The organism is Herminiimonas sp. Marseille-P9896, from assembly GCF_903993245.1.
Classification (GTDB): domain Bacteria; phylum Pseudomonadota; class Gammaproteobacteria; order Burkholderiales; family Burkholderiaceae_D; genus Oxalicibacterium; species Oxalicibacterium contaminans.
Genome location: NZ_CAJEVT010000001.1, coordinates 455,651 through 467,800 on the forward strand (window position 1 = coordinate 455,651; position 12,150 = coordinate 467,800).

At 55.8% G+C, this 12,150-nt stretch carries 9 protein-coding genes; 7 read left to right on the top strand and 2 right to left on the bottom strand.

The features are described from left to right. Nucleotides 1–61: 61 nt before the first annotated feature. Nucleotides 62–484 (bottom strand): YbaN family protein, encoded by a 423-nt coding sequence (locus H7U06_RS02205; protein ID WP_175624587.1) that lies wholly within the window; start codon nt 482–484, stop codon nt 62–64. 262 nt (nt 485–746) lie between these two features. Between H7U06_RS02205 and H7U06_RS02210 the strand changes: the two genes are divergently transcribed. The 7 genes from H7U06_RS02210 (at nt 747) to H7U06_RS02240 (ending at nt 10,112) form a co-directional block, all read left to right on the top strand. Beyond that, nucleotides 747–1,262, top strand: a complete 516-nt coding sequence (locus tag H7U06_RS02210) for a sigma-70 family RNA polymerase sigma factor (RefSeq protein ID WP_175624588.1) — start codon at nt 747–749, stop codon at nt 1,260–1,262. Next, entirely contained in the window at nt 1,262–2,269 is a 1,008-nt protein-coding gene (locus tag H7U06_RS02215; protein ID WP_230089485.1) for a FecR domain-containing protein, read from the top strand. The genes H7U06_RS02210 and H7U06_RS02215 overlap by 1 nt, the downstream gene beginning before the upstream one ends. A gap of 239 nt (nt 2,270–2,508) precedes the next feature. Beyond that, nucleotides 2,509–4,902, top strand: a complete 2,394-nt coding sequence (locus H7U06_RS02220; protein ID WP_175624590.1) for a TonB-dependent siderophore receptor — start codon at nt 2,509–2,511, stop codon at nt 4,900–4,902. A gap of 274 nt (nt 4,903–5,176) precedes the next feature. Beyond that, on the top strand, nt 5,177–5,950 hold the full coding sequence (locus H7U06_RS02225) for a DUF2325 domain-containing protein (protein WP_175624591.1): 774 nt from the start codon (nt 5,177–5,179) through the stop codon (nt 5,948–5,950). 8 nt (nt 5,951–5,958) lie between these two features. After that, nucleotides 5,959–6,471 carry a sigma-70 family RNA polymerase sigma factor gene (locus H7U06_RS02230; RefSeq protein ID WP_175624592.1) on the top strand — a complete coding sequence of 171 codons (513 nt, stop codon included), beginning with the start codon at nt 5,959–5,961 and terminating at the stop codon, nt 6,469–6,471. Next, nucleotides 6,468–7,457: a FecR domain-containing protein gene (locus H7U06_RS02235; protein WP_175624593.1), complete on the top strand. Its 990-nt coding sequence runs from the start codon at nt 6,468–6,470 to the stop codon at nt 7,455–7,457. The genes H7U06_RS02230 and H7U06_RS02235 overlap by 4 nt, the downstream gene beginning before the upstream one ends. A gap of 126 nt (nt 7,458–7,583) precedes the next feature. Then, the gene (locus H7U06_RS02240) at nt 7,584–10,112 is read left to right on the top strand and encodes a TonB-dependent receptor (protein WP_175624594.1); all 2,529 of its coding nucleotides are present in this window, start codon (nt 7,584–7,586) and stop codon (nt 10,110–10,112) included. Nucleotides 10,113–10,174: 62 nt separating this feature from the next. On the opposite strand, the gene H7U06_RS02245 is transcribed toward H7U06_RS02240, so the two are convergent. Further along, on the bottom strand, nt 10,175–12,079 hold the full coding sequence (locus H7U06_RS02245; RefSeq protein ID WP_175624595.1) for a propionate--CoA ligase: 1,905 nt from the start codon (nt 12,077–12,079) through the stop codon (nt 10,175–10,177). Nucleotides 12,080–12,150: the final 71 nt, after the last annotated feature.

Sequence of the window (12,150 nt, forward strand, 5' to 3'; positions counted from 1 at the left end):
CAGTTGTTTATCGACTGCTTATAAGAAAAACGCATGATGAATTTGTTTCATCATGCGTTTTTTATTTCTGCTGGCTGTTTGCTTGCGGCCGGGTCGGTATCCGTAACACTGTCGCCGCACCTATCGCAGCCAGTACCAGCAAACTCAGCTGTACCCACGGGCGACCGGAAAAACTCCAGATCGATACGGCAATCATGAGGGACATCGAGCCTATCGCCACGCACTTGGTCCGCAACGTGAGACTGCGATGCTCTTCCCAATTGCGCAGCATGGGGCCTATCAGCTGGTGCTGCAGCATCCACTGATGCACACGCGGCGAGGCCTTGGCAAAGCAGGCTGCGGCCAGCAGGACAAAAGGTGTGGTCGGTAAGCCTGGCAGGAAGATGCCGATGATGCCCAGCGCCAACGCGATGCCGCCGGCTAAACCGTAGAGTGCCTTGGCCAGACGCGAGCGCGGTTTGTTTTCTGTTGGGGTTGTCGGCATGAAGCGGATAGGTATTGAATAGTGAGATTCGGTACGTCGTTATCAACTGATAAGGAGCGCATCCGGAACAAGAATACATGGTTCTGATGATCTGTATGTGGGGTTGAAAAGCTGGACAGGGCTCCACGTCCAGCTTTTCTGCATGTGCTGCGGTTTCATTTATGCAACGCACACGCATTTGTATAAATCCGCGCATTGCAATTGTAGCGGCTTCTCGGCTATTATGAGAATAATTCTCATTTGCATTGATGTCTTACTCGCAATGTCTGCCACTGACACCCTCCTGCAGCAGCAAGTCCACACGCTATACAGCAACCACCATGGTTGGCTGTTCGGCTGGCTGCGTAAAAAGCTGGGTTGCGCACACAATGCGGCTGACATCGCACAAGACACTTTCCTGCGCATACTTACCGCGCAAGACAAACGCAGCGACCTGGATTTGCGCGAACCGCGCGCCTACCTGACGACGGTCGCCGGGCGCGTCATACTGAATCACTATCGTCGCCTGTCGCTGGAACGTGCTTATCTGGAAGCATTGGCGCTGGTACCGGACATGTACGCACCGGCACCTGAAGACCGCCTCATCATCCTCGAAACCCTGCACGAAATCGACGCCATGCTGGACGCCTTGCCGCACAAGGCGCGCACGGCGTTCCTGCTCGCGCAGTTTGAAGAACTTAGCTATGCGGAAATAAGTGTGCGCCTTGATGTCAGCGTGCGCACGGTCAAGCGCTACATGGCGCAAGCGTTCGAAGAATGCATCATGCTGGACCTGTAATGACGGCGACTACCTTCAATACTGATGACCGCCGTCCGATAGACCGGGCGATCGCACGTGAAGCGGCGCAATGGCTGGCAGCCTTGTATGACGGCCAGACCGATGAAGATGTTGCTGCCTGCAAACGCTGGCGTGCGGCAGATCCGGAGCACGAACGTGCGTGGCAGCGGGCACAACGCATCAATCAGAAATTCGGCATCGTGCCTGGCGCAGTCGGTTTGCCTGCACTGGGTCGCAAGGTACGGGTGGACCGTCGTCGCGTCGTCAAGACGCTGCTGCTCTTCATGCTGGCCGCGCCGGTTGGTTATGCATCGTATCGCTATACGCCGTGGGCAGCGATGAATGCAGATTACCGGACCGCGAAAGGCGAACATCGCGAGATCAGTCTGGCCGATGGTACGCGCGTCCATCTGGGTACCAATACCAGTATAGATATTGCTTACGATGGCACGCAGCGCCTGTTGCGTCTGCATGCCGGTGAAATTGAAGTGAGCACAGGCAGTGATGCCGACCATGCTGGTTATCGTCCTTTCATCGTGCAAACAACGCAAGGGCACATACGCGCGTTGGGTACACGCTTCGTCGTGCGTAAGGATGAAGGCGCGACTACCACCCGAGTCAGCGTACTCGAGCATGCGGTCGAGATCAGACCGCAGGCGGCAAACGGCAAACTGATCGTACTCAATGCCGGACAGCAAACGCGCTTTAGTGTCAGCGGTTTTGACATGGTCGAGGCGATTGATCCGCATGTGGTGGACTGGACCAATGGCGTGCTGTTTGCGAGCAAGATGCGTCTGGAAGATTTTGCTGCGGAGTTGAATCGCTACCGGCCCGGCTTGCTGCGTTGTGATCCGGCAGTGGCTGACTTGCGCATTACCGGCTCCTTCCAGCTCGACAACACTGACAATATTCTGAATGCGCTGCCTGATGCCTTGCCGGTGGAAGTACTGTTCCGTACGCGCTATTGGGTGACGATAGTCGCACCTGCACCGGCAGCAAAGGCTTGATCCGATATTTTAAGTAAAGAATTTTTCCTCTTGTCGATTTCGAACGTCGATATTTCCTTCGCCGGCTCTATGCCGGCATCTTTTTTTAAATACTTTTGTTTTATATGTCCCCTTTGTTGATTTCGCGTGTCATTGACTCGTAGCGAATGACATAGACCTCGATCAAAGGACGAATAATGATGCACCACACCCACCATTCCTCGCGCGCTGCGCAGAGGCAACTGCCGCCAGTTACACCCATGGCCAGGAATATCTATTGCGCCTTGCTCGCCATGAGCCTGGCGCTGGGCGCAGCACTGGTCTCCGAACCTGCACATGCACAGGAGAGTGCCACGGCTGCTGCACGCAAGGCTTACGCGATACCAGCCGGGGCGCTCGGCGAAACCCTGGCAGATTTTGCTGGCAAGGCCGGTGTCACCATCCAGATCGATTCCGCCGTGGTCGAAGGTCGTCGTTCGCCGGGCTTGAGTGGCAGCGTATCTGTATCAGAAGGTTTTGCCCGCTTGCTGGCAGGCTCAGGCCTGGAGGCGGTCGAACGTAGCCGCAATATCTACGTATTGCGTACTGCGCAAATGGAATCGACGCTGCCAGCGGTAACGGTCTCAGCGGCAGTGGCGGAAGATGCGACTTCCTACACCGCGCGTACAGTATCGATAGGCAAAACCGATCAGAAGCTGAAGGACATTCCGCAATCCGTCAGTGTCGTCACGCGTCAGCGCATGGATGATCAAAACATGACTTCCATTTATGACGTGCTGGAAAACGTAACCGGTGTCGTCACCACGGCCAGCCCGATGGCAGGCAAATACTTCTTCGCCCGCGGCTTTCCTATCACTTCCTTGCAATACGATGGCGTGCCTTTGTCACGTCAATACTATTCACAAGCCAGCAGCCTGACGGAAAACATGGCTTTGTACGAACGTGCTGAAGTACTGCGTGGTGCGGCTGGTCTGTGGCAGGGCGCGGATAGCATGGGCGGGGCTGTGAACCTGATACGCAAACGCGGCCAGGCTGAAAAAACCATCAGTGCTACCGTGAAGGCAGGTTCATACAATCACTACGGCGCGCAACTCGATGTCGGTGGCCCGCTAAATGAAAGCGGCACCATCCGTGGTCGCGCAGTGCTGGATTACGATACGCAGGATTCCTTTATCGATTTCGTCGGCAGCAAGAACACGACACTGTATGGTGCGATCGATATCGACCTGACTTCGCAAACCACTCTGGGTTTGGGCATCAGCTACGAAAAAACCAAAGCCACGCCGTCGTTTGCCGGTTTGCCCCGTTATGCCGATGGCGGCTCGCTGAACCTACGGCGCGGTACCTTCCTCGGTTCGGACTGGAATGAACTGAACAATCAGCAGACCCGTGTGTTCGCAGACCTGACACACAGATTCAATGACGACTGGCGACTGAAAGTGGGCGCGGTCTATATGAATGAGCGCAATGACTCCTTGTATAGCTACGGTGAGGGTGCGGTTTCCCGTGCGACCGGCACAGGTACCAACCGGATAGGTGTGGCTACTGATTTCCGTGGCGAACATGTGGGGCTGGATGCGGCGCTGAGTGGCAAGTTCCAGGCCTGGGGACGTCGCCATGAAGTCATCATGGGTGCCAACTATTCGAACTACACCTCGGATGACAAATATGCGATTGCCACCGGTCTTGGTGCTATCAATGTATTCAACCCGAATCCATATACACCGAAGCCGACCATGGCCAGCCTGGCTGCGCTGTCGAACCTGTCGACCGGTGCGTATGACGTCACCAGCAAAGGACTCTACGGCACCACCCGTCTGTCACTGACAGATCCGTTGAGCCTGATCATAGGCGGTCGCGTCAGCTGGTATGAAAATAAGTACGACTCGGTGAGCCGCTGGGGCGCAGGCACCACGCTTAGTAAAAGCTCGGGTGAATTCACGCCCTACATGGGCCTGACCTATGCGATCACGCCACAATGGACTGCTTACGGTAGCTATACCGAAGTGTTCGTACCGCAATCGCAACGTAACGCTGCACAACAGACGCTGGATCCTATTATCGGTAGCAACTACGAGCTTGGTATCAAAGGTGAGTTGTTCGATCAGCGTGTAAATACCTCGCTGGCCTTGTTCCGCTACATCCATAAAAATCGCGCAGTGCAGGACATAGACTCCGGCCTGCTGTGTGATGGTGATTACTGCTCACGTGCTTCCGGCAAGGTACGCAGCCAGGGTGTCGAAGCAGAAGTCGGCGGCAAGATTACTTCGCGCCTGAACCTGACCGCTGGTTATACCTACAACACGACCAAGTATCTGCAGGATGCGGAGAACGAAGGTTTGATTTTCAATCCGCAAGTGCCGAAACATCTGTTCCGTGCCTGGGCCGACTATCGTGTCAGTGATGCCATCAGCACCGGGCTCGGCATGACCACGCAAAGCGATACGCAAGGTCGTGACAAAACGGTGGTGCAGGGTGGCTATACGGTATGGAGTGCGCGTGCTGCATATCGCATCGATCCACGCTGGACGCTGGCATTGAACGTCAACAATCTGTTCGACAAGCATTACTACTCGGCGATAGATCGCAGAAACTTCGGTTCCTTATACGGCAATCCACGTGAAGTCATGATGACCCTGCGCGGTACCTTCTAAGCAGTTAAGGCAATGCAGTCAGCAGGCCGGAAGAGCAGATAGCCCTTCCGGCTTTTTTATTGCCTGCCGTCAGGGTGAGGCAGTGCCAAGGCTTGCTGGTCGCGGGTTTGCTCGTACCGGGATGCAAAAGGGTGGCGCTTTTAATCAGTCGGAAAAATTGTAATTTCCCCTCCAATGAGAATAATTATCATTTATAATTACCCCGGAATACCGTTCGGCATGCGGATCTAACACTATTTGCGAAGCCGATAACTAAGCAGGTTGGAGGTAAGCAATGAGTAAGTCCCACAGCAGTAATTTTGACAATATTGCGCGCGAGCACAGCGTGTTGCTCAACGAGTATGGTCGTGTCCAGAGCCGTTGCAGCGAACTGGTGGCGCGTCAGGTCGATCAGATCGAAGCCCTGCGCACAGAGATGGCGCGCAAGGATGCGGAAATCATGCGCTTGCGTGCTGAAGTGATCGCCCGCGATACCGAGCTGGCTTTTGCGCGTGAAGATATGGCGACACTGGAGGCCACCATACCGGGTCTGCCTACCCGCATCAGCCTGGTGCGCCGGGTGGAATCACTGACCGAACACATACAAAGCTTGATGCGCGAGCGTCTGGGCTGGCAGTGGCTGGGCAAGTCAGCAAGGCCGGAAGCACATGCGTCGCACCCGGTCATTCCAGCTGATTTGCGCCAGAAGTCTGTGCTGTGCATAGGCAAGGATGACTCAAGTACTTCAGTGGCGCAGATGGAAGTAGAGCGCGCAGGCGGCTACTTTCTGCATCACGACGGCACCGATACGGAAGATGAAATCGCGCTGGAAGCAAGTCTGGTCGCAGCGGACCTGGTGATTTGCCAGACCGGTTGCGTCAGCCACAACGCTTATTGGCGCATACAGGATCACTGCAAGCGCACCGGCAAACAATGCGTGCTGGTCAATCAGCCGCGCGCGATGCACTTCGTGCGCGATGCGGAAGACTTGCGGGCCATGAGTGAAAAAGCGCAGCAAGCGCAACATGTCGAAGTTGAACTGGCTGGCACCCTGAGTCCGGCAAAATAAGGTCGCCCATGTCTTCCAACGAGAACGCGCTGCGTCAGGAAATCAGCGTCTTATATAGCGACCATCATGGTTGGTTGCAGGGCTGGTTGCGCAAAAAACTCGGCGATGCCAGCAAGGCCGCCGACCTCGCGCATGACACTTTCGTGCGTTTGCTGGCGCGGGAAGAGTTGATCGCAGCGCGTGAACCGCGTGCCTTCCTGACCACCGTCGCGCAACGTGTGCTCTTTAGTCACTGGCGACGTGAAGAGCTGGAGCGCGCCTACCTGCACGCGCTGGAACAAATGCCGGTAGCGTTAGCGCCATCGCCGGAAGAGCGCGCCATCCTGCTGGAAACCCTGGTCGAAATCGATCGCATGCTCGATGGCTTGCCCACTCCAGTCAAACGCGCTTTCCTGTATGCGCAACTGGATGATATGAGTCATGCCGAGATCGCCGCGGAACTGAAGATATCCATCACCACCGTTAAACGCTATCTGATACGCGCTGGCGTGCAGTGCTACTTCGCGTTGGAGCAGGCATGAGCAAGCCTGCGCCAGGCATGACTATCGACGTGCCGCCACAAGTCGCCAGACGCGCAGTCGAATGGCTGGTCGCGCTGCAATCCGGAGATGTCTCGCGTGAAGCATTACAGGAATGGCTGGCGCAGCATCCTGATCATGCGCGCGCGTGGCAGCGCATAGAAAGCGTGAATAACAAATTGCGCGGTGTAGCGTCACCGCTGACTACGGCGCTGGCACACGCTACGCTGACTGCACCACGTTCCAACAAACGCCGCGAAGCAGTCAAAACCCTGGCTGCATTCTTCTTTGTCGGTGCGGCTGCGTATATGGCGGAAGAACATTTGCCGTGGCGCGCCTGGGCGGCCGATGAGCGCACCGCTTTGGGCGAGCGTCGCACCATTGTGCTGGCTGATGGTACTGAGCTGACGTTGAATACCGATAGCGCGGTCAATATTCGTTACAGCGAAACGGAACGTCGCGTCTTGGTACTCAGTGGCGAAATCATGGTGACCACTGCGAAAGACAAGGAAGTCATCGCCCGACCATTCATAGTGCAGACTGCACAAGGTGAGCTGCGTCCGGTCGGTACGCGTTTCGCCGTACGTCAGCAAAGCGAGTTCAGCAGGCTGGATGTATTTGAAGGTGCGGTAGAAATACGCCCGAAGGATGGTGCCGGGCTGGTGCGTGTCATACAGGCAGGCCAGCGTGTGCAGTTTACGCATGATGGCATCTCCGAGCCTGTCAACCTGAAGGGCGATGACGGTGCCTGGACCGAAGGCATGATAGTCGCCAGCGGTATGCGTTTGCAGGATTTCCTGGCTGAGCTGTCGCGTTACCGTCGCGGACGCCTGAGCTGCGATCCGGCGATTGCAGGTTTGCGTGTTTCCGGCACCTATCCTTTAAACGATACCGATCTGGTACTCACGGCGCTGCGCTCCACCTTGCCGGTAGAGGTGCATTATCTGACGCGTTACTGGGTCACGATACGACCCGAAAAGATGGGCTAAAGCCACTGAGATTTATCCGCCTCATGTGCTTCTGAAAATTTTTTCTATCGTAGTGGTCTGTTTTCGATTTTGGTTGGACATACGAGATAAGCAAGTCACATCTCTAAACCAACACAGGAATCGAAAATGCAGCATCTACTCTGTACCGGACCTGAAGCGCACCTGAAAGCGCGCACGCTCAGTCCAGGCAAACTGGCGCCACTCGCCAGTGCCATCGGCCACCTTTTCCTCGCCGCCAGCCTCGTTACCATCGTTACTGTACCGAGCCTGGTGCAGGCCGCAGATGCTGCGCCAGGCACACCTGCCAGTTTTGCTGCGCGCAAGACTTACGACATTCCTGCCGGTGCCCTGGAAACCGCACTCAATCGCTTCGGCCGCGAAGCCGGCATCTTGCTGTCGTTCCCGACTGAATTGACCAACGGTCTGAAGACCAAGGGTTTGCAAGGTAGCTATAACGTGCAGGAAGCCTTGCCTTTGCTGTTGTACGGCACCGATCTGATCGCGGTGATAGACGGTCCCAGTGCCGTCATCCGTCGTCCCAGCGTGCCTGTCGGTGAAGCCAACTTGCCAGTCGTGCATGTGACCGCAGCGGCGACGGCGACCACGGAAGGCAGCCAGTCATACTCATCCAGTGTCGTGTCACTCAACCGTGGCGATCAAAAACTGAAAGACATTCCGCAATCCGTCAGCGTCCTGACACGGCAGCGCATGGATGATCAGGCGCTGACGACATTGGCCGATGCAGTGGGCAATAGTACCGGCCTGGTCGCAACCCAGGGCGTGGGTCCGGGCACGGTCATCATGTCGCGCGGCTTCCAGATCGATAGCTACCAATACGACGGCGTCCCTATGCCGCGTAATACTTACTCCATTGGTAACTGGAGCAGCGAATCACTGGTTTTTTATGACCGGGTCGAAGTACTGCGCGGTGCCGCTGGCCTGACACAAGGTACGGGCAGTCCTGGCGGCGCGATTAACTTTGTCCGCAAACGCGGTCAGGCGAACAAGACCGTCACAGTGACTGCCAAGGCTGGTTCCTGGGACCGCTACGGCTTGCAACTGGATGCCGGTGGGCCGCTGAATGCGGAAGGTACATTGCGTGGCCGTGTAGTACTGGATGAAGATCGCAGCGATTCATATATCGACTATGTATGGGCCAATACGCGCACCCTGTACGCTGCGCTGGACTTCGATATCAGCCAGAACACGACAGTCGGTATCGGTGTCAGCAACAAGGAAACACGTTCCCGTCCTTCCTTTATCGGCTTGCCACGTTATGCGGACAATAGCGACATAGGCTTGCCGCGCTCAACCTACACAGGATCTGGCTGGAATCGTGCCTACAACGACCAGACCAGTGTGTACGCGGATCTCGATCATCGCTTTAACGACAACTGGACGTTCAAAGCGTCGGCGGCCACCATGCGGGAGAAAAATACTTCCGTGCATCAGCGCATATCTGCTTTGGGTAACGGCATACAGCCGGGTGGCAATACCGTGCGTTACGGTGACTTCGCGATGAATCTGGAAGGCGAACAATTCGGCCTGGATGCCTATGTGCGCGGACGCTTCGAAGCGATGGCCATGAAGCATGAAGTCATCTTCGGCGCCAACTATTCCAAATACCATACCGATGATGCTGTTGCCCGGAAATGGACGACCGGCGGCAATATCTTTGCGATCGATAACAATCGCCCATGGCAAGACTTCGCCAGCATATTGGCGCTGCCAGGTTCGACCAATACCGTCAGCAGTTACGATGTAAAACAAAAAGGTGTCTACGGTACCTGGCGTGCACAGGTGACGGATAGACTGACCGGTATCCTCGGTGGACGTGTCAGCTGGTTTGAGCAAATGTATTCAGAACCGGCACGTGGCACGTCGCCACGCTATGAAAGCACTAACAGCGCTTCCGGTCGCTTTACACCATATGGTGGTTTGGTCTACGCGTTGAATAATCAATGGTCGACGTATGCCAGCTACTCGGATGTGTTTGAGGTGCAATCAGCACCTGTACTGGGCGGCGGCACGATCAAGCCTATCACCGGCACCAACTATGAATTTGGCGTCAAAGGCGAATTGGCGGATGGACGTGTGAATACATCGTTTGCGGTATTCCGTTACGACCACAAAAATCGCGCAGTGCCTGACCCGAATGGATTGGGTTTGTGTAACGGCAATGATTGCTCACGCGCTGCCGGTAAAGTACGTAGCCAGGGTTTCGAAGCCGAAGTCAGTGGCGAAGTACTGCGTGGTTTGCAACTCTTTGCGGGTTACACCTTTAACACTACCAAATATCTGGTAGATCCGGAGAACGAGGGCAAAGTATTTAGTACCTGGACGCCTAAGCATATGCTCAGACTGTGGGCTGACTATAAATTGCCGGGCGATCTGAGCAAGTTCAGTGTAGGTGGTGGTGTGAATACGCAGAGCCATGCACTTAGCTATGATCGCAGCTTCGATGTACCAGGTTTTACAGTCTGGAATACACGTATCGGCTATCAGGTCACGCCTGAAGTATCACTGGCGCTCAATATTAATAATCTGTTCGACAAGACCTACTACGTGCCTTCATACAATAGCGGTTCCGCGAATAACTACTACGGTACGCCGCGTAGCGCTTTGCTGACTTTGAAGTACACGCCGCGTTTCTGATCAGTCAGATCTGGTGCATAGATACGCTGGCATATCTGCGAAGGTATGCCAGCGTTTTCTTTTTAAGCCGTGACCAGCGCGCCGCGTATCTGTTGCAAGGCACCCGGATCTTCGATCACTGACAAATCGCCGGGATCACGTCCTTCGCATATCGCCTGTATCGAACGGCGCAAGAGTTTGCCGGAGCGGGTTTTGGGCAGGGCACTGACGAAGTAGACATGCGAGGGACGGCCGATGGGCCCCAGCCGTTTGTCCACCACCTTCATGATTTCGCATTCGAGCTTGCGCGCATCTTCCGGATTGGATGCGCTCGCCGCATTCTTCAGGATCACAAAGGCGACCGCACATTGTCCCTTGATCGGATTCTCGACGCCGACTACCGCGACTTCCGACACATTGGCATGGCTGGAGATGCTTTCTTCTATCTCGCGCGTACCCAACCTGTGTCCGGCGACGTTGATGACGTCATCGGTACGGCCGAGGATGAAGTAATAGCCATCCGCATCGCGTATGCCCCAGTCGAACGTCGAGTAAGCCTCGCGTTTGAAGTTGCGCCAGTAGGTGCTGACAAAGCGCTGGTCGTCGCCATACAGGGTTTGCAGGCAACCCGGCGGTAACGGGCCTTCGATGATGACCACGCCTTTTTCATTGGCCTTGCGCTCTTCGCCGCTATCTTCATTGATGACTTTGACCTTGTAGCCATACATGGGCTGGCCAGGGCTGCCGGAACGCGTCGGCTTGTCGCCCACGCCTTTGGCCACCGAGATAATGGGCCAGCCGGTTTCGGTTTGCCAGTAGTTATCGATGACCGGCACACCGAGTACGCCTGAAATCCAGTCGGACGTGGTTTGATCCAGTGGCTCACCTGCGAGATACAGCGCCTTGAGTGAAGAGAGGTCATGCTTCTGCAGCAGCTCCAGAGGTTGCTTCTTCAGGACGCGGATCGCAGTTGGTGCCGACGACATACGCGTGACTTTGTATTTCTCGACGATGCTCCACCAGACCGAGGCATCCGGTCGTATCGGCAAGCCTTCATAGAGGATGGTGGTCATGCCTGCCAGCAGCGGGCCGTAAATGATGTAGGAGTGACCGACCACCCAGCCTATATCCGAGGTGCAGAAGAAGGTCTCGCCGGGTTTGCCGCAAAAAATCAAATCCATCGAAGTCGCGAGTGCGACCGCATAGCCGCCGACATCGCGCAGCACGCCTTTCGGCTTGCCGGTCGTGCCCGAGGTGTAGAGGATGTAAGACGGCGAATTCGATTCCAGCCAGGTCACCGGCACCGCCGCATCCATATGCTGTTTGCGCAGGCTGGCGTAGTCGACGTCGCGTCCTTCTACGGTTTTCATAGCAGCCAGGCCGCGATCCAGCATCAGCACATGAGCCGGTTTGTGTTCGGCCAGTGCAATTGCTTCGTCCAGCAGAATTTTGTAGGGCGTGATGTTGCAGCCACGGGAACCGGCATCGGCCGAGATGATGAGCGTGGGTGTCGCATCGTCTATGCGTGTGGCCAGGCTGGTCGACGCAAAGCCGCCGAACACGACCGAGTGGATTGCACCTATGCGGGCACAGGCCAGCATCGCGAATGCGGCCTCCGCCACCATAGGCATGTAGATCAGGACGCGGTCACCTTGCTTGACGCCGAGTGCCTGCATCATGGCCGCGCTGCGATTCACCTCTGCGTGCAACTGCGCATAGGTGTAGGTGACCTCGCTATCGGTTTCGGTCGAGATAGCGACCAGCGCGGGTTGCTCTGCGCGCGTGGCCAGATGGCGATCCACCGCGTTGTAGCAGAGATTGGTGGTGCCACCGACAAACCATTTGGCGAACGGTGCCTTATCGTAATCCAGCGTCTTGCTGAATGGCGTTTGCCAGTCTATGCGTTGGGCTTGCTCGGCCCAGAATGTATGTGGGTCATCAATAGATGAACGGTAAAACGCGTCATATGCTGCGGCATCGAAACTCATACGTCTCCTCCGGCCAGGTAAAGCTATGTCTGTGTTTTTATCTTGTATGTCTGTGTCGGTCGCTATGCCGA

Excerpts from the sequence above, each read along its gene's own strand:
- H7U06_RS02205 (WP_175624587.1), bottom strand. The coding sequence starts at position 484 with ATGCCGACAACCCCAACAGAAAACAAACCGCGCTCGCGTCTGGCCAAG.
- H7U06_RS02210 (WP_175624588.1), top strand. The coding sequence starts at position 747 with ATGTCTGCCACTGACACCCTCCTGCAGCAGCAAGTCCACACGCTATAC.
- H7U06_RS02215 (WP_230089485.1), top strand. The coding sequence starts at position 1,262 with ATGACGGCGACTACCTTCAATACTGATGACCGCCGTCCGATAGACCGG.
- H7U06_RS02220 (WP_175624590.1), top strand. The coding sequence starts at position 2,509 with ATGGCCAGGAATATCTATTGCGCCTTGCTCGCCATGAGCCTGGCGCTG.
- H7U06_RS02225 (WP_175624591.1), top strand. The coding sequence starts at position 5,177 with ATGAGTAAGTCCCACAGCAGTAATTTTGACAATATTGCGCGCGAGCAC.
- H7U06_RS02230 (WP_175624592.1), top strand. The coding sequence starts at position 5,959 with ATGTCTTCCAACGAGAACGCGCTGCGTCAGGAAATCAGCGTCTTATAT.
- H7U06_RS02235 (WP_175624593.1), top strand. The coding sequence starts at position 6,468 with ATGAGCAAGCCTGCGCCAGGCATGACTATCGACGTGCCGCCACAAGTC.
- H7U06_RS02240 (WP_175624594.1), top strand. The coding sequence starts at position 7,584 with ATGCAGCATCTACTCTGTACCGGACCTGAAGCGCACCTGAAAGCGCGC.
- H7U06_RS02245 (WP_175624595.1), bottom strand. The coding sequence starts at position 12,079 with ATGAGTTTCGATGCCGCAGCATATGACGCGTTTTACCGTTCATCTATT.